At 40.2% G+C, this 17,451-nt stretch carries 17 protein-coding genes and 1 pseudogene; 14 read left to right on the top strand and 4 right to left on the bottom strand.

The features are described 5' to 3' along the window. Nucleotides 1–114 precede the first annotated feature (114 nt). Nucleotides 115–1,032, bottom strand: coding sequence for a C40 family peptidase (locus KMHG_RS07960; protein WP_010288532.1), 918 nt, complete (start codon nt 1,030–1,032; stop codon nt 115–117). Between the two features lie 417 nt (nt 1,033–1,449). On the opposite strand from KMHG_RS07960, the gene KMHG_RS07955 reads away from it, so the two are divergent. From KMHG_RS07955 to KMHG_RS07900, 11 genes are all read left to right on the top strand, one after another. Further along, entirely contained in the window at nt 1,450–1,659 is a 210-nt protein-coding gene (locus tag KMHG_RS07955) for a heat-shock protein HtpG (RefSeq protein WP_010288531.1), read from the top strand. A gap of 106 nt (nt 1,660–1,765) precedes the next feature. Then, nucleotides 1,766–2,017 carry an amidohydrolase family protein gene (locus KMHG_RS18355; RefSeq protein ID WP_010288529.1) on the top strand — a complete coding sequence of 84 codons (252 nt, stop codon included), beginning with the start codon at nt 1,766–1,768 and terminating at the stop codon, nt 2,015–2,017. A gap of 75 nt (nt 2,018–2,092) precedes the next feature. After that, the gene (locus KMHG_RS07940) at nt 2,093–2,782 is read left to right on the top strand and encodes a glucosamine-6-phosphate deaminase (protein ID WP_026022038.1); all 690 of its coding nucleotides are present in this window, start codon (nt 2,093–2,095) and stop codon (nt 2,780–2,782) included. A 24-nt stretch (nt 2,783–2,806) separates the two neighbouring features. Next, entirely contained in the window at nt 2,807–4,513 is a 1,707-nt protein-coding gene (gene ptsP / locus KMHG_RS07935; RefSeq protein ID WP_010288526.1) for a phosphoenolpyruvate--protein phosphotransferase, read from the top strand. A gap of 272 nt (nt 4,514–4,785) precedes the next feature. Next, complete coding sequence (locus tag KMHG_RS07930) at nt 4,786–5,808, top strand: LacI family DNA-binding transcriptional regulator (protein WP_010288525.1); 1,023 nt, start codon at nt 4,786–4,788, stop codon at nt 5,806–5,808. Between the two features lie 319 nt (nt 5,809–6,127). Then, nucleotides 6,128–7,705, top strand: coding sequence for a glutathione ABC transporter substrate-binding protein (locus KMHG_RS07925; protein ID WP_010288524.1), 1,578 nt, complete (start codon nt 6,128–6,130; stop codon nt 7,703–7,705). Between the two features lie 118 nt (nt 7,706–7,823). After that, nucleotides 7,824–9,395 carry a glutathione ABC transporter substrate-binding protein gene (locus tag KMHG_RS07920; RefSeq protein ID WP_010288523.1) on the top strand — a complete coding sequence of 524 codons (1,572 nt, stop codon included), beginning with the start codon at nt 7,824–7,826 and terminating at the stop codon, nt 9,393–9,395. A 54-nt stretch (nt 9,396–9,449) separates the two neighbouring features. Further along, nucleotides 9,450–10,373 (top strand): nickel ABC transporter permease, encoded by a 924-nt coding sequence (nikB, locus tag KMHG_RS07915; protein WP_010288522.1) that lies wholly within the window; start codon nt 9,450–9,452, stop codon nt 10,371–10,373. 11 nt (nt 10,374–10,384) lie between these two features. Next, a complete protein-coding gene (locus tag KMHG_RS07910; RefSeq protein ID WP_010288521.1) occupies nt 10,385–11,263 on the top strand; it encodes an ABC transporter permease subunit in 879 nt (292 codons plus the stop codon). Between the two features lie 12 nt (nt 11,264–11,275). Further along, complete coding sequence (locus KMHG_RS07905; RefSeq protein ID WP_010288520.1) at nt 11,276–12,256, top strand: ABC transporter ATP-binding protein; 981 nt, start codon at nt 11,276–11,278, stop codon at nt 12,254–12,256. Next, a complete protein-coding gene (locus KMHG_RS07900; RefSeq protein ID WP_010288519.1) occupies nt 12,253–13,263 on the top strand; it encodes an ABC transporter ATP-binding protein in 1,011 nt (336 codons plus the stop codon). The genes KMHG_RS07905 and KMHG_RS07900 overlap by 4 nt, the downstream gene beginning before the upstream one ends. Before the next feature lie 38 nt (nt 13,264–13,301). On the opposite strand, the gene KMHG_RS19685 is transcribed toward KMHG_RS07900, so the two are convergent. The 3 genes from KMHG_RS19685 to sstT form a co-directional block, all read right to left on the bottom strand. After that, on the bottom strand, nt 13,302–13,433 hold the full coding sequence (locus KMHG_RS19685; protein ID WP_261797373.1) for a hypothetical protein: 132 nt from the start codon (nt 13,431–13,433) through the stop codon (nt 13,302–13,304). A 39-nt stretch (nt 13,434–13,472) separates the two neighbouring features. After that, nucleotides 13,473–13,829, bottom strand: coding sequence for a YbgA family protein (locus KMHG_RS07890; protein ID WP_010288518.1), 357 nt, complete (start codon nt 13,827–13,829; stop codon nt 13,473–13,475). A 70-nt stretch (nt 13,830–13,899) separates the two neighbouring features. Then, nucleotides 13,900–15,111 carry a serine/threonine transporter SstT gene (gene sstT / locus KMHG_RS07885; protein ID WP_010288517.1) on the bottom strand — a complete coding sequence of 404 codons (1,212 nt, stop codon included), beginning with the start codon at nt 15,109–15,111 and terminating at the stop codon, nt 13,900–13,902. A 257-nt stretch (nt 15,112–15,368) separates the two neighbouring features. Between sstT and KMHG_RS07880 the strand changes: the two genes are divergently transcribed. The 3 genes and pseudogenes from KMHG_RS07880 (at nt 15,369) to KMHG_RS19550 (ending at nt 17,429) form a co-directional block, all read left to right on the top strand. Further along, a complete protein-coding gene (locus KMHG_RS07880; protein WP_010288516.1) occupies nt 15,369–15,809 on the top strand; it encodes a hypothetical protein in 441 nt (146 codons plus the stop codon). Between the two features lie 135 nt (nt 15,810–15,944). After that, nucleotides 15,945–17,009: pseudogene (locus KMHG_RS17510) on the top strand (class I adenylate-forming enzyme family protein); the annotation flags it as partial. After that, nucleotides 17,007–17,429 (top strand): class I adenylate-forming enzyme family protein, encoded by a 423-nt coding sequence (locus KMHG_RS19550; RefSeq protein ID WP_338035166.1) that lies wholly within the window; start codon nt 17,007–17,009, stop codon nt 17,427–17,429. The pseudogene KMHG_RS17510 and the gene KMHG_RS19550, both read left to right, overlap by 3 nt. Nucleotides 17,430–17,451 lie beyond the last annotated feature (22 nt).

Genomic DNA, 17,451 nt, shown 5'->3' with positions numbered 1-17,451 from the left:
TCACCCTTTCTCGCAAATAGTTGTTACGCTTATTGTATATCAAAAAGAAGGTTGTGTGGAATTATTTGTATATTTACTGTAAAAAAGACGTCTAGCTATTGCTAGACGCTTTTTTTAATAAGCTAATGCTACAGTCCATTTCCAATGACTAAGCGGACGTAATTTTGCACCGCCAACTAACATATCGTACGCTTTACCATCACCCATATAAATACCTACATGGCCTTTGCCATCGTATAAAATATCGCCAGGTTGCGCATTTTTCACCGTACGTGTTTTTACTGCACGTGTCGCTTGAGCTTTCGTCGTAGAACCGATATCTTTGCCGAGCGCATTTAAGTAAATTTTTCGTGTGTATGTAGCACAATCTAAACCGTAGAAAATAGATTGCCCATTGTAAACGTAGCGACCGCCTGATAGACGCTTCGCTTCGTGTAATAACTTGTCGACTTTTGTGCCAGTCGTTTTCGTTTTAGAACGATCATATTTACGCACAGTGTCTGCTGTTTTTTTTGCATCATTGTAGACGACATCATATCCTTTTGATTTGATGACCGCTTTATTACCTTGCCATTTGAAATATAAGTTGCCGCCAGCTTTCGTATAGCCCGTCACAACTTTAATGCCAGTCGGTGTATAGAATGTTTGTGTACCGCCTTTTTTCACCGTACGATACGTTGAGTTCGAATATTTATTAAGTTGCGTCACGAAGCCGTACGCTTGTCCATTCGTCGTTGTACGAAGACCTACTTCCGCTTGTCCAGAACGATCGCGTGAAATAAGTGTTTGGTTTTTTGGATATAGTACTAAACTCGTACTACGTAATTGTTTCGTCGCCTCGACCGATTGAATCGTTACGCTCGTTTTTGGGCTAATTAAACGTTCTTCATCGTGTGTGACGTCTTTATATTCTAATTTAGAATAGTATGCTTCCGAATTTGAAATGGCGCTGGCTGATTCTGTGTTAGCTGTCAGTGCAACTGCACAAAGGCTCGTTGCAAATAACGCACCGCCGATTATTTTTTTAAACATTTGGTAATCCTCCAAAGATAGTGTTGGTATATTATAACAAAAAAAACTTGCTTTTAATACGTTTATTTCAATGTGGATGATATACCATTGATAACGTACAATTTTTTATATCATTTTCCTTCTATATATTATTCGCGTAAAATAAGAATCATATACTAACAGAATTTGTTTGAAATGTAATTTTTTTGTTGATATTCGCATTAAAACGCTATCTTGCTTCGTTGAAATATGTATACTAATACTAAGCACTGAAAAATAGTGAAGCAGCACAGACGAACATCATATGAGTAAGCATCATCGATTATTCTATCCGTCGATACGTACGATTAGTGGAAAGATATATTGTCGCAATATAGGTTATGAAGTAAATAGGAACGATTAATAAAATTGCTATTGAAAAATAGAGAGTGGCTCATCGTGACGATGCTGATTAAACATGCGACGATGATTAATGCGAATGATCGTCAACAAGCGAATATTTTAATAGAACATGGCCGTATTCAACAATTAGGTCATATGATAAGCGATGCGGATGTCGTCATTGATGGTACAGGTCAATACATAATGTCGGGCTTCATTGATATGCATATGCACATCGCGATGCTGTCAAATTTGCTCATCGAATGAAAGGTGCATCAGGTATTATTTTAATTACGGATGCGATGCGCGCAAAAGGTATGGCTTATGACGATTACAATTTAGGGGTCAAACCGTTCGCGTCACTGAAGCAGGTGTGCATTTAGATAACGATGCTTTAGCAGGGAGCGTATTAACGATGGACCAAGCCGTGCGCAACATGTATGAAGCAACCGGCTGCTTGCTAGAAGAACTCGTGCAAATGTCGAGTTTTAACGCAGCACAGCAGCTCAGATTAGCGTCGAAAGGATGTATTCGTATCGGTGCAGATATTGTGTTAATGAACGAAGCATTAGTCGTACAAAAAACGATTAAACGTGGTCAGACTGTTTACGATGCAACACAATAAAACTTTATGAAGGGTTGTTGACGATCAATGGTTAATGGATGGATTTCAAAAGATGGGAAGGAGCGTAATGGCATGATTCAAGTAGAACGATTTCAATCAACAAAAGCATTGTATGAACGTGCGATTACTTTAATAAAACAAGTCAAAGCAGATGGCGCTAAAACGTTTGGTTTAGCGACTGGCGGTACGATGGAGCCACTGTATGCATACCTACGTGAAACCGATATTGATTTCTCAGATGCGATTAGTTTCAACTTAGACGAATATGTAGGGTTGAGTGCTACGAATCCAGAAAGCTATCATTATTATATGCATGAACAACTTTTTGCCGCTAAACCATTTGCGGCCTCTTACTTGCCGGACGGTTCAGCGGCAGATGCGACAGCAGAAGCCGTGCGCTATGAAGCATTGCTAGCGCGTCATCCGTTAGATTTTCAATTGTTAGGCATTGGTGTGAACGGGCATATTGGATTTAATGAACCGGGTACACCTTTTGATTCAACGACGCATGTTGTGACGTTATCAGAGTCGACGAGAAAAGCGAATGCACGTTATTTTGAAACGATTGATGATGTACCGACAGAGGCGCTAACGATGGGGATTTCTTCTATTATGCGCGCTACGTGTATTTTATTAATTGCGACTGGGGAATCGAAAAGAGCTGTTTTAAATCAAGTATTAGAAGGTATGTATACTGAAGACGTACCAGCAACGGTATTAACGAAACATCCACAAGTCATCGTTTTAACGGACTTACAACCATGATTTGATAGAAAAGAGGCTAGCTACATGAAGACATTACAAGGTATTGCAGCATCTAGCGGCATCGCCATTGGCACCGCATATCTCCTCGTAGAACCAGATTTAACCGTCCAACGTACAACTGTGACAGACGTAGCGGATGAACTTGCACAATTGGAACAAGCGCTGACGAAAACGACAACGGAGTTAATGGTGATTCAACAACGTACAGCAGATACATTAGGTACGGAGGCAGCGGCCATTTTTGAAGCGCATGTACTCGTTGCACGTGATCCGGAATTGCTCACGCCTGTAAAACAAAAAATTACAGACGAACAATTGAATGCGGCGTATGCCGTAGATGACGTTTTAGAAACATTTGCGACGATGTTTGATGCTATGGACAATGACTATATGCGTGAACGTGCTGCAGATATTCGAGATGTCTCAAAGCGTATTAAAGCACATTTATTGCACGTGACATTGCCAAATCCGAGCACGATTCATGAAGAAGCAATCGTCATCGCAAATGATTTAACACCGTCAGATACAGCACAGCTTAATCGACAATTTGTACGAGGATTTATTACGAATATTGGCGGCAAAACGTCTCATTCTGCAATCATGGCGCGCTCACTAGAAATACCGGCTGTCGTCGGTACGACGAATGCGACACAAGTGGTAGCAAAAGGTGATTGTGTCATCATTGATGGCATCAATGGCATCGTCATCGTACAGCCAGATGACGCTACATTGGCGCATTATCGCATGCAAGCACAACATTATGCGACGGAACGGGATGGATGGGCGACGCTTTTACATGAGCCGACTGTGACGAGAGATGGTGTCCATGTAGAGCTGGGTGCTAACATAGGTACGCCAGACGATTTGGCGGGCGTGTTAGAAAACGGTAGTGAGGGCATTGGGCTATATCGTACTGAATTTTTATATATGGGACGCGAAATGATGCCAACGGAGGAAGAACAAGTTACCGCATACAAAAAAGTGTTAGTAGGGATGAATGGTAAACCGGTTATCGTGCGAACATTAGATATTGGTGGCGATAAACAACTGCCGTATTTGCCGTTAACCGAAGAATCCAATCCATTTTTAGGTCAACGTGCTATCCGCTTATGTTTTGCGCGACCGGAACTGTTTCGTACGCAACTTCGAGCATTATTACGAGCGTCTATATATGGCAATTTAAAAATTATGTTTCCGATGATTGCGACATTAGAAGAATTTCGCCAAGCAAAATCGATGTTAGACGAGGAGCGAGAGAAGCTAACCGCTGCTAACGTTGAAACAGCGCCGATTGACGTCGGGATGATGGTTGAAATTCCATCAACTGCTGTGATGGCAAGCGTCTTCGCGAAAGAAGTCGATTTCTTCTCTATCGGCACGAACGATTTAATTCAATATACATTCGCTGCAGATCGCATGAATGAACACGTATCTTATTTGTATCAACCGTATAACCCTGCAATTTTGCGCCTCATCAAAATGGTTATCGACGCCGCACATGAACAAGGAAAATGGGTAGGTATGTGTGGTGAAATGGCCGGAGATGAATGGGCCGTACCGTTGTTATTAGGATTAGGACTAGATGAATTTTCAATGAGCGCAACGACGATTTTAAAAACACGTGCCCAACTAAAAACACTCGATCAACAAGCGTGGCAAGAAATCGCTACAGAAGCACTTCAATGTGGCACAGCAGACGACGTTTTAGCACTCGTGAAACGATCATTGTAGAAAAGAACCATGTCATGTGGTTCTTTTTTAATGGGGACGCTACAAACAGTAACATAACAGCACTTAAAATAAGTAATAAAAATACCTAATTATATATCTTTTTGATATATAGAAATAATTAGTTTATTTACTTTCATGGATGCGAATCGCTTAACTGTATTATATTCTGTACTTATTTATGTAAATATCATTGACAAGACAGCTGACAATTAATAAAATTTATCAAGTACAAAATGTAAGCGTTTCAAAAAGGATTTTGGAGGAGTGATAAAATGCGTGCCACAATTAAAATGATCGCTGAAAAATCAGGAGTATCTGTCGGAACTGTCGATCGTGTATTACACAATCGCGCATACGTCAAAGAAGACGTACGAAAGAAAGTATTAGCGGTCATTAAAGAGTTAAACTATAAACCGAACAAGGCGGCCAGTGCATTAGCGCTTAGCTCAAAGCGCAAAAATTATGTTGTTATCGTGCCAAATTGGGAAGGTTATGTGTTAACGCATTTTGAAGAAGGGCTTGATCGTGCACAAATTGCTTTAGAAGACTACAATGTACACATTCAAAAATGGATATATGCCCAGCATGACGTCACGCAATGTGTCGATATGCTAAAACGAGCGCTAGACGAACAAGTAGACGGCGTTGCACTATGTGGTGCTGAAGACGATCGTGTTCGATATATGATTGGCTTACTCGTTGAAAAACATATACCTGTTATTACATTCAATTCAGATGTACGTGAATCTCAACGTGCCGTATTTATAGGGGAAAATGCGACGAAGGCAGGACGTGTTGCTGCGGAAATGTTGAGTAAATATATGCGTGCAAATGAGGAAGTATTAATTGTTTATAGTAGTCGTGAATATTCATCACACTACATGCGTGTGAAAGGTTTTATTGAGCATTTACAAGAAGTAAAACCGATGTTGAAATGTACGGCTGTCGAGACATATAATGACCGTGACAAGACATATGAAATCATCACGAAAGAAGTACAAAACAATTTGAATATTCAATATGTATATATGGTAAATTTACATATCGATGCATGTGTAGAGGCATTAGCGCCATTTGCAGATAGAGATATTCGCGTTTGCGCGCATGATACACCACTTGAAATTGTCGACTTATTAAAAACAGGGAAAGTCGACTTTACAATCGGTCAAGATTTAGCAATGCAGTGTGAAGAGGCAGTAAAACGTTTATTTTTAGCGACGCAAAAAAAATTGCCTGCAGAAACGTATTACTATACAGATAGTCCAATTTACAATGCAGAAAATATAGAAGCATAGCATAATAGGGAAAGAGGCTGGGACATAAGTGTAAAAACACGATCTCAAATGAGCATAAGAAAAACCGGAATCGCGCTGGGGCGCGGTTCCGGTTTTTTGTTGCGAACACTAAAAAAAGGAAAATGAACTGTTTTGTCCCAGCCTCTTTTAAATTGTCTAAAAATCGTTCTCACCATTTTTAGCTCGTTTACTACTAAAAAACGCTTGGAAATTTAGAAAAATCAGCAAAAATATGTTTCGATAAGCGAAGAAAAAGGGTAGATATGTAAAATCATGGAATTTTAAAAGGCCATGTGAAAGAAACAGTAGGGGGGATTTTATGAAGAACATGCGTTTTTCGTTTTTGCTATTGATTGTCGCGCTTCTCACAGTTGTGTTAGCAGCATGTGGTGGTAGCTCAGACTCAAATAGCTCAAATGAAAGTAAAAGTGAAGGCAAAAAAGCTGGGAAAGATTTAACGATTGCCGTCAATCAAAACTTTGTCACGTTAGACCCGCAAGACTCGAACAATACGTTAGACAATTCTGTTCAAAAGACAATGATGGAAGGGTTAGTAGCGTTTGATGAAAACATGAAAGTCGTACCAAAACTTGCCACTGACTATAAAGTCAATAAAGATGCTACAGAATTTACATTCACATTACGCGAAGATGTAAAGTTCCATGATGGCGAAGCATTTAATGCCGAAGCGGTCAAAACGAACTTCGAACGTGTATCAGATGAAAGTAAAGGCTTAAAGCGTTATTCACTTTTCTCAAATATCGAAAAAATTGACGCTGTCGATGAGTACACAGTGAAATTCACACTGAAAAACTCATTTGCATCGATGATCAATAACTTTGCACACCCTGCCGCTATTATTCAAAGTCCGAAATCGTTATCAAGTGGCGACGATGTTTCACGTAAACCTGTAGGTACAGGCCCGTACGTATTTGAATCATGGGATTCAAGCGACATTATTAAAGTGAAGAAAAATGCAGATTACTGGGGCGATGCGCCAGCTGCCGACACATTAACGTTTAAACCAGTCGTTGAAAACGGTTCACGTACAGCGATGTTACAAACGGGTGAAGCAGATTTTGCTTATCCAATTCCGACAGAGCAAATTGATGCGCTGAAAAAAGCGGACATTGATATTGAAAACTCAGATTCAATTGTTATGAATTATTTATCAATGAACGTATCGAAAAAACCATTTGACGATCCAAAGGTGCGTGAAGCAATTAACTACGCGATTAACAAAGACGATTTAATTAAAGTTGTATATGCAGATTATGCGAAAAAAGCGACATCTGTCATTGCAGAAAAAACACAATTCTATGCTGCACAAGCAGAGCAACCTTATGACGTTGAAAAAGCGAAAGCGTTATTAAAAGAAGCGGGTCTTGAAGATGGCTTCTCAACGAAAATTTGGGCAACAAATACGACGAATTACATTAAAGCAATGGAGTTTATTCAACAATCTCTTGCACAAGTAAATATTGATGTAAAAGTAGAGCCGATGGAAAATGGTGCCCTCGCAGATGCATTATGGGCAGTGGAAGATGAAAAAGACGCGAAAGTAGAATTATACTTCGGTGGTTGGAGCCCATCAACAGGTGAAGCAGACTGGGGTATTCGTCCACTATTCGCAAAAGATTCATTCCCACCAAACTCTTACAACATTTCTTATTATTCAAATTCAGATGTAGATAAAGGCTTAGAAAAAGCACTCCAAACGTCTGATGAAGAAGAACGTCAATCGATTTACACGGCCGTTCAAAAAACAATTTGGGAAGATCAACCGTGGGTACCGATTTCAAACCCAGATAACATCTTCGGTAAAAAATCGAACTTAGATGGCATCTTCTTGTTACCGGACGGTTCATTGAACTTAGAAAAATTAGCAATTAACTAACGTGAAATAACACTATGGGATATCTCCATAGTGTTGTTTTATATAACTAACATTTTACAGAAAATGTAAATTCCGATAGAATAAAAATGCACTATTATTTTATCGGGGGGATGGTTAGATGAAAAAAAGATGGATAATTGCATTTTTGCTATTGTTAGTACTAACAGTATTAACAGCATGTGGTAGCACAAGTAATGAGTCAAATAGTGCTAACAATAGCGATGGGAAAAAAGCAAATCAAGATTTAGTCATTGCAGTTAGTCAAAATTTCGTTACATTAGATCCACAAGATTCCAATAACACAATGGATAATACGGTACAAAAAACGATTATGGAAGGTCTAGTAGCTTTTGATGAGGAAATGAACATTGTTCCTAAGTTAGCGACAGACTATAAGGTAAATAAAGATGCTACAGAATTCACTTTTACTCTTCGCCAAGGAGTTAAATTCCACGATGGAGAAGATTTTAATGCTGAAGCGGTAAAGGCAAATTTCGAACGTATTTCGAATGAAGATAATAATTTAAAGAGATATACGTTGTTTGCAAGTATTGATAAGGTTGAAGTAATAGATGAACATAAAGTGAAAATTATTTTAAGCGAACCATTTGCTTCAATGATGAATAATTTCGCGCATCCAGCGGCTCTTATGCAAAGTCCAAAGTCTTTAGCAAGCGATGAAAATATCGCACGTCAACCTGTAGGTACAGGTCCATATGTATTTGAATCATGGGATTCAAGTGACATTATTAAAGTGAAGAAAAATGCAGATTATTGGGGAGAAGCACCAGCAGCTAATTCTATCACTTTTAAACCAGTTGTTGAAAATGGATCTAGAACAGCAATGTTGCAAACTGGTGAGGCTGACTTTGCTTATCCAATTCCAACGGAGCAAATTGATTCATTAAAAAAGGCAAATGTTGATATCGTAAGTTCAGACTCAATTGTGATGAACTACTTATCAATGAATGTTGCGAAAAAGCCTTTTGATAATCCGAAAGTCCGTGAAGCGATTAGCTTAGCTATTAACAAAGATGATTTAGTGAAAGTAGTATACGCCGACTATGCCAAAAAAGCGACATCTGTAATTTCTGAATCAACAAAATTTTACACAAAGCAAGAAGACCAAGTGTATGATATTGAAAAGGCAAAACAACTATTAAAAGAGGCGGGTCTTGAAGATGGATTTTCTACAACTGTTTGGGCAACCAATACAACAAATTACATTAAAGCGATGGAGTTCATCCAACAGTCATTAGCTCAATTAAACATTGACGTAAAGGTAGAACCAATGGAAAATGGAACGCTAGAAAGTGCTCTATGGGAACCAAAAGGGCCAGAAGATTCTAAAGTAGAAATGTACTTTGGTGGTTGGGGACCTTCAACAGCAGAGGCAGATTGGGGTATCCGTCCAGTATTTGCGACAGAGTCATTCCCACCGAACTCTTACAATATTTCTTATTATTCGAATAAAGATGTAGATAAAAGCTTACAAGCAGCTTTGAGAACATCAGATGAGGAAGAGCGCCAAGAAATTTATTCGAAAATTCAAAAAAATCTTTGGGAAGAAAACGTATGGGTGCCAGCCGCGAATCCTAATAACATTTTCGGTAAGAAAAAGAACTTAGAAGGTATTACATTATTACCCGATGGTTCACTTTACGTAGAAACCTTAAAGATTAATGAGTAAGAAAAGGCGCTATGATGTTTCATAGCGCTTTTTTATATGAGAAAGGAGACTGTTATGTTCAAATTTATTGCGAAGAGAATTTTGCAAATGATTCCGATATTGATTGTCGTAACGATTGTCGTATTTATGTTTGTGCATTTAATTCCAGGTAATCCAGCGCGTATCGTTGCAGGACCTGAAGCTGATCAAGCGACTGTAGAGAGAATTGAAGCAAAATTAGGCTTAGATAAACCGATCGTTGAGCAATATTTCGTCTATGTCGGTAATCTCGTAAAAGGGGATTTCGGCAATTCGTTGAAAACGAATGAGCCTATTTTAGAGGAAATGAAAACGAGGTTTATGCCAACGTTTTGGCTAACCGTTTGGAGTATGATTTTTGCGTTCGTCGTCGGTATTGGTATCGGGATTTTATCTGCGATGCGTCGCAATTCGTTTTGGGATTATTTCGGTATGTTTGCGGCAGTTGTCGGCATTTCGATTCCATCATTTTGGTTAGGACTTATTTTAATGCAATGGTTCTCTGTTCAACTTGGATGGTTCCCAACGACAGGATTAGATTCATGGAAAGGGTACGTCTTACCATCGATTACGCTTGGTGTCGGGGTTGCGGCAATTATTGCTCGCTTCACTCGTTCAGCGCTCATTGATGTATTAAAAGAAGATTATATTCGTACAGGACGCGCAAAAGGATTTTCTGAATGGAAAATTATGATGCGTCAAGCATTGAAAAATGCGATGGTACCTGTTGTGACGATGACAGGGTTACAATTCGGTTTCTTACTCGGGGGTTCTGTCGTAATTGAAACGGTATTCGGTTTCCCAGGACTCGGCAGCTGGCTTATTGATGCGGTCACAAATCGTGACTATCCAGTTATTCAAGCAGAGATTTTATTGTTCTCACTTGAGTTTTTATTAATTAACTTAGCAGTCGATGTCATTTACGGCTTCTTAAATCCACAAATTCGTTATGACGATTAGGAGGGATCATGATGACGGTAGTAAAAGAAACTACAGCAATTGAAAAACCCGCGTCACCCGCGCGCGTCTTTTGGAAAAAATTTAAAAAGCAGAAGCTCGCGTTTGGTTCGGCGATTTTTATCGTTTTACTGTTCATCGTTGCCATTATTGGCCCGTGGATTGCGCCTTTCGATTATACGAAAGCGGATTATGGGCAAATTATGCAACCACCAAACGGTAAACATTGGCTCGGCACCGATGCATTCGGACGAGATATTTTAAGTCGTATTATCGTCGGTTCACGTATTACGTTGTTCGTCGGGATTGCTTCTGTATTAGCAGGGACGATTATCGGCACGATATTAGGCCTTATTAGTGGTTATTACGGCAAATGGATAGATAGTCTCATTATGCGCTTTTGCGACGTTTTGTTGGCATTTCCAGGTATGCTTTTGGCGATTGGTATTATTGCCATCTTAGGGCCAGGTATGATTAATGTCGTTGTAGCAGTCGGTATTTTTACGATTCCGATGTTTGCGCGTATCGTTCGTAGTAATACGCTCGTTTATAAATCTGCACTTTATGTTGAGGCGACACGTTCGCTCGGCGCGGCGAATTTATATATTATTTTCCGCCACATTTTACCGGCATCGTTTTCAAGTATTATTGTCTATTTCACGATGCGTCTCGGTACAGCGATTTTAACAGCGGCAAGTTTAAGTTTCTTAGGACTTGGTGCACAACCACCATCACCAGAATGGGGAGCGATGTTAAGTGCAGGACGGGATTATTTAACGACCGCACCGTATATTACGTACTTCCCAGGTCTTGCGATTATGCTGACAGTTCTCGCGTTTAACTTATTAGGGGACGGATTACGAGATGCGTTAGATCCGAAAGTAAAAGACTAAGGGGGAGCAGACATGAGCGAAAAAGTATTAGACGTCTCGCATTTAGAGACGCATTTTATTAGCGATGGAAAAGTAGTCAAAGCGGTCGACGATGTTTCGTTTGCGTTATATAAAGGTGAAACGCTCGGCATCGTCGGAGAGTCAGGTTGCGGGAAAAGTGTGACGTCGCTATCGATTATGCGTTTATTACGTAATACGCCAGGACGCATCGTCGGTGGCCAAATTCAATTCGGTAATATAGATATCGCCCAAGTGAGCGACGCACAAATGCGTAAAATTCGTGGTAACCAAATCTCGATGATTTTCCAAGAACCGATGACATCGTTAAATCCAGTGTATAAAATTGGCCGTCAGCTGTCAGAAGGTATTATGCTGCATAAAAAACTGTCAAAATCAGAAGCGTTGAACCGAGCGCAACAAATGCTTGAGAAAGTCGGCATTCCACGTGCAAAACAAATTTTGAATGAATATCCGCATCAACTATCAGGTGGTATGCGCCAACGCGTTATGATTGCGATGGCAATGGCGTGTGAACCTGAAATTTTAATTGCAGATGAACCGACGACCGCACTCGATGTAACGATTCAAGCACAAATTTTAGAGTTAATGAATGAGCTGCGTGATAAGTCGCAAACGTCGATTATGATGATTACGCACGATTTAGGCGTCGTCGCTGAAATGTGTGACCGCGTTGTCGTGATGTATGCAGGGCAAATTGTTGAAGAAGCGGATGTGTATACGTTATTCGCAAATCCGAAACACCCGTATACACAAGGCTTGCTCGCTTCGATTCCGAAACTAGGTGATCATGCCGAACAATTAAATTCGATTGCAGGGAGCGTGCCGACGCCTGAAATGATGCCACAAGGCTGTCGCTTTGCACCACGTTGTCCGTATAAAATGGCGATTTGTGAGGCACAAAATCCAACATTAAAACCAGATGAAGAAGGGCGCGTTTACCGCTGCTGGTTACAAGAGGAGGGTGCGCAATGAGTGAAGTGTTACTAGAAGTTAAAAACTTAAAGAAATATTTCGGTCATAAAAAAAGTTTGTTTAATCGTGATCCAGATGTCGTCAAAGCGGTCGATGACGTGTCATTTACAATTTTTCGTGGCGAAACGCTCGGCATCGTCGGTGAATCAGGCTGTGGCAAATCGACGACCGGAAAGATGATTATGAATTTGCTCGAGCCAACAGAAGGGTCAGTCGTTTTTGAAGGGCGTGATATGACTGAGTTATCTGGGAAAGAAGGGCGAAGTGCACGTCAAAATTTCCAAATGATTTTCCAAGACCCATATGCGTCCCTTAACCCGCGCATGACCGTACGCCAACTGTTGACGGAGCCGTTTAAAATTCATGGACTGCATCAAAAAAATGTTAATGAAAAGGTCAATGAACTATTAGAACTTGTCGGGTTAAATGCATATCATGCCGATCGTTATCCTCATGAGTTCTCAGGCGGTCAGCGTCAACGAATTGTCATTGCACGTGCACTTGCGTTAAATCCAAAATTAATCATAGCGGACGAACCTGTTTCAGCACTCGATGTGTCGATTCAATCGCAAATTTTGAACTTAATGAAAAAATTACAACGTGAACTCGGTTTAACATACTTATTTATCGCCCACGACTTAAGCGTTGTCGAACATATTAGCGATCGCGTCGGTGTGATGTACTTAGGACATATGGTGGAACTGACGACGAAAGAAGATTTATATCGGGAACCGCTTCACCCATATACACAAGCGTTACTGTCAGCCGTACCTATACCGGACCCAACGGCGAAGCGAAATCGCATTATTTTAAAAGGGGATTTACCGAGTCCATCTGACCCACCACCGGGCTGTGTATTCCACACGCGATGTCCATATGCGATGCCACAATGCAGTGAACATAAGCCTGTGCTACAAGATATTCATGACAACGGCCATTTCGTCGCTTGTCATTTATATAATGGCAGTGAACAATCAAAAGAAAAACTCGCACAAATAATCGATTAAAAAAAGGACTCGTTCTCATCGGAACGGGTCCTTTTACGTTACGCTTCATCATCTGGATGATCACGCTTTTTAAAATTTTCAGGTGGCTTTGCACGTCGAAATGCTTCTAATAAATTTGTGATGAAGCCAATAAGTACGAGCATAATCACAATCGCAATAATGACTGACATATTTTCACCTCACGATTTAGTATAGCGTTTGTCGGTGTATCACGACAGACGTTGTTGTAAAATCGTACTTTTTTGTAAATAGGAGACGTTGTAACGATCTGCTAACGTACGGATATAATCAAGTAGCTGCCATACATCTCGCTTTTCCAGTAAGGTTACATATGTCGCTTTTTCATCGGGCGTAGCCATTTTTTTAAAGTAGCCCCACATATGTTGAATCGCATTAATTTGACTACCAAGTGTTGGTGATTGGCGCAATGCTTCATCAATCGTTTGCTGTAACGCTTCAATCGTGCATCGTTCGCGCATCATGTGACGAATTTGTTCATAATGTTTTTGGCTATAAAACATGACATGATACTTTTTTGTAGCCCATAATTGCTCTTGTTGTTTCATCGCTTTCACCTCTTAACATGAACATAACAAAAAAAGACATGCTTTTCGAGAAGCTTGTCTTTTTCAATGATTATTTTGTTGTTTTACGTTCTTTTGCATATTCTGCAGTTGCTGTGAAGACGATATCTGTTGAAGAGTTTAATGCTGTTTCGCAAGAATCTTGAACGACACCGATAATCATACCGATTGCAATGACTTGTGCAGCGACGTCGCCAGGGACGCCGAATAAGCTACAAGCAAGTGGAATTAATAGTAATGAACCACCCGCAACACCAGAAGCACCTGCAGCAGAAACCGCTGCTACTAACATTAATAAAATCGCTGTTGGAATGTCAATGTCGATCCCTAATGTGTGCGCTGTCGCTAAAGATAGTACAGAGATTGTAACAGCTGCGCCACCCATATTCACTGTAGCGCCTAGTGGAATAGACACTGCATATGTATCTTTATCTAAGCCTAATTTTTCAGCTAACTTCATATTTACAGGAATATTCGCTGCAGAACTACGTGTGAAGAATGCTGTAATACCACTTTCTCGTAAAGATGTTAGTACGAGTGGGTAAGGATTGCGACGTGCAAATAAGAATACAATTAATGGATTAACGACTAATGCTACGAATAACATCGTGCCGACTAATACGATAATTAAGTGACCGTATTCTTTTAAAGCGCCTAAACCGTTTGTTACAATCGCGTCATAAACGATACCGATAATACCGAACGGTGCTAAGTTGATTACCCATTGAACCACTTTTGATACCGCATCTGATAAATTTGAAATAAGTGTTTTTGTCGTATCACTTGCCATACGTAATGCTACACCAAGCGCGATTGCCCATGCTAAAATCGCTAAGTAGTTTGCGTTACCAAGCGCTTCAATTGGGTTTGACGTAATACCTGTTAAGATGTTTTGTAACACTTCGCCGATACCACTAGGTGGTGAAATGTCTTCGGCTGAATCTTTTAAATGCAGTTTTGTTGGGAATAATTTCGCTGCAATAACAGCTGTTGCACCTGCGGCAATTGTTGCAACGGCGTATAAAATAATGACGGTTTTCATATTTGTCTGATTGCCACTGCGATGTCCAGCAATCGCTGCTGTCACTAAGACGAATACGAGCACTGGCGCAACAGATTTTAATGCGCCGATAAATAAAGTACCTAAAATAGAAAGCCATGACCAGCTCGGTGCGACTAAAGCAAGCACGACACCGACGATAATCCCACAAATGATGCGGAATACGAGGCTCAAGCTGTTCCATTTTGCAAAAATGTTTTTCATAAATGAAACCTCCAAATTGTCAAACTTTTCTGTACGTTCTGAATATACTGTTGTTTTTTTATAGTGTACAGTGTAACACTAAATATTTTATAAGTCTGAAAAATTCAGTCTTTCCTATATAATACTGCAAAACGTATAGAAAATGATACGTCAAATAGAAAAAAATATATAAGCTGTATTAACACAGATACCATTTAACTGTTTTTGTATAACAGTCATGTTTCTAGTATAATAGAATAGATACTGGAGGGATTATTATGGAAATAACAGCTTTAGATCGTTGCAATAAAGAGACAGAAGAAATTATTGCATCAGCGGGCGATGAGTTTTTAACACAACCGTTGAGCTACGTTGCAGCGAACCCTATTGAATATATTTATGCAGAATCAAAAACATTCACTGCACGCAAAATTGATGCAGTAGTTGTTGAATTTGATGATATGTTTAAAGTTCATACAGCGCTATTCGGTTTAGCATTGCCTAAAAAGTTTAGCAACCCGATTAAAACATACTTACGTGCGAATTTAAAACCGATGTTAGGTTCTTCTAGCGCGATGTTTAACGGACAAGAAGGCATCTGGGAAATTAACATTGCATTTGACGCAATGGAAAACTTCACAGGTGAAGAAACGTTTAATGAAGCCTACGACAAGTTAATCGCATTTGTAGATGCGATGCTTGCTGAAATTGGCGCTTAATACGTGTCGAAAAGATTGGTTACTCACTCGAGTAGACCAATCTTTTTTATGTTTTAATTGTTAAAAAAAGGGAATAATTCATTACTTATTGTGTCGCAGATGTATTTGGAATTCGCTTGAAGGGGAGAAAAAAGTATGTCAAATATACTTGAAATCGTGAAGCAGCAAGCGCTTACACAACCATCACACAATGCTATTGAATTTAGAGAACACGTCCTAACGTATGCCCAATTGTACGAACGTGCGACGGCATTAGCAGGCTTTTTACAACAACAACCGTTAGAAAAAGGAGAGATTGTCGGCATTTTGATGGATAATCATCATGATTTTCCAGTCGTCTATTTAGCAATTCAATATGCAGGACTCGTTGCGATGCCGATCAATACGAAATTAGCAGCGACAGAAATCGCCTACATTTTACAACATTCTGAAGCACGTGCGGCCTTTGTAGACGATACGCTACATGATAAATTAAACGATGCGAACGTATCGCTCACAGCAACATGGACACAATCCAATCTTGCGACGATGTATACGCAACGTGCCGTATATATACCGCAGTTATTGGCTGATGATGAGACAGCGGTCGTCATGTATACGTCAGGTACGACGGGCAAACCGAAAGGCGTGATGTTGTCTTTCAATGCTGTATACGAGGCCACTGCGCAATGGGTTGAATCTGTAGAGCTGACGACTGCTGATCGTATGTTTATTTGTACGCCGCTTTTCCATTGCGCGGGTCTTCATGTATTTTTAACACCGACACTGATGGCAGGTGGTACATTTATTATTGAACAGGCGTTTTCGCCGACACAAATGGCGGCGTGGCTTCGCGATAGTGAGGCAACGATTTTCTTTGGGGTGCCTGCGATGTATATGTTGCTATTAAATAATGATGATTTTTGTACATTTGATTTATCGCATTTACGTTTATTCGCATATGGTGCAGCGCCGATGCCGTATTAATTAGTGATGAAGCTTAAAACGTTATTCCCACAAGTGGCACTACAAAACTTTTATGGACAAACCGAAAATGCACCATGTTCGACGACATTAAAAGGACAAGATGTGCTTAAAAAAATCGGTTCTGTCGGAAAGCCACCGACGTCTAAAACGGAAGTGAAAATTGCCAGTCCAGATGGTGAGCCGTTGCCGAACGGCGTCGTCGGTGAAATTATCGTCAAAGGTCCGCAGACGATGACCGGTTATTTACACAATGAAGTGGAAACAGCAACGACATTGCGCAATGGCTGGTTGTTTACAGGTGATTTAGGACGCATGGACGATGATGGCTATTTGTATATCGTCGACCGTAAAAAAGATATGCTCATTCGCGGTGGTGAAAATGTATATCCGGTTGAAGTTGAAGAAGTGTTATTCCAAATGCCAGAAGTGCTCGAAGCAGCGGTCATTGGCGTACCACACCCTGTTTACGGAGAAGTGCCGAAAGCATATATTTGTTTAAAAGAAGGACAATCGCTCACGAGAGAAGCGGTCATTGCGTACTGTTCGCAACATTTGGCGAAATATAAAGTGCCGGTTGATTTAGAAATGATCGATGCGCTCCCACGTAACGCGTCTGGGAAAGTACTGAAACATGTGTTGCGTAGCGAGACGTAAAAACGGGTAAAGGGTTAAAAAA

The sequence above is a fragment of the Kurthia massiliensis genome (genome assembly GCF_000285555.1).
In the GTDB taxonomy this organism is placed as follows: Bacteria; Bacillota; Bacilli; order Bacillales_A; family Planococcaceae; genus Kurthia; species Kurthia massiliensis.
The sequence above is the reverse complement of the archived record's forward strand: the minus strand, read 5'-3'. Positions and strand labels throughout refer to the sequence as shown.

Bases quoted from the DNA above. Each gene is read 5' to 3' on its own strand.
- nikB (WP_010288522.1), top strand. From the start codon at position 9,450: ATGTTCAAATTTATTGCGAAGAGAATTTTGCAAATGATTCCGATATTG.
- KMHG_RS07905 (WP_010288520.1), top strand. From the start codon at position 11,276: ATGAGCGAAAAAGTATTAGACGTCTCGCATTTAGAGACGCATTTTATT.
- sstT (WP_010288517.1), bottom strand. From the start codon at position 15,111: ATGAAAAACATTTTTGCAAAATGGAACAGCTTGAGCCTCGTATTCCGC.
- ptsP (WP_010288526.1), top strand. From the start codon at position 2,807: ATGAAGACATTACAAGGTATTGCAGCATCTAGCGGCATCGCCATTGGC.
- KMHG_RS07890 (WP_010288518.1), bottom strand. From the start codon at position 13,829: ATGAAACAACAAGAGCAATTATGGGCTACAAAAAAGTATCATGTCATG.
- KMHG_RS07920 (WP_010288523.1), top strand. From the start codon at position 7,824: ATGAAAAAAAGATGGATAATTGCATTTTTGCTATTGTTAGTACTAACA.
- KMHG_RS07930 (WP_010288525.1), top strand. From the start codon at position 4,786: ATGCGTGCCACAATTAAAATGATCGCTGAAAAATCAGGAGTATCTGTC.
- KMHG_RS07925 (WP_010288524.1), top strand. From the start codon at position 6,128: ATGAAGAACATGCGTTTTTCGTTTTTGCTATTGATTGTCGCGCTTCTC.
- KMHG_RS19550 (WP_338035166.1), top strand. From the start codon at position 17,007: ATGACCGGTTATTTACACAATGAAGTGGAAACAGCAACGACATTGCGC.
- KMHG_RS19685 (WP_261797373.1), bottom strand. From the start codon at position 13,433: ATGTCAGTCATTATTGCGATTGTGATTATGCTCGTACTTATTGGCTTC.
- KMHG_RS07960 (WP_010288532.1), bottom strand. From the start codon at position 1,032: ATGTTTAAAAAAATAATCGGCGGTGCGTTATTTGCAACGAGCCTTTGT.
- KMHG_RS07880 (WP_010288516.1), top strand. From the start codon at position 15,369: ATGGAAATAACAGCTTTAGATCGTTGCAATAAAGAGACAGAAGAAATT.
- KMHG_RS07900 (WP_010288519.1), top strand. From the start codon at position 12,253: ATGAGTGAAGTGTTACTAGAAGTTAAAAACTTAAAGAAATATTTCGGT.
- KMHG_RS07910 (WP_010288521.1), top strand. From the start codon at position 10,385: ATGACGGTAGTAAAAGAAACTACAGCAATTGAAAAACCCGCGTCACCC.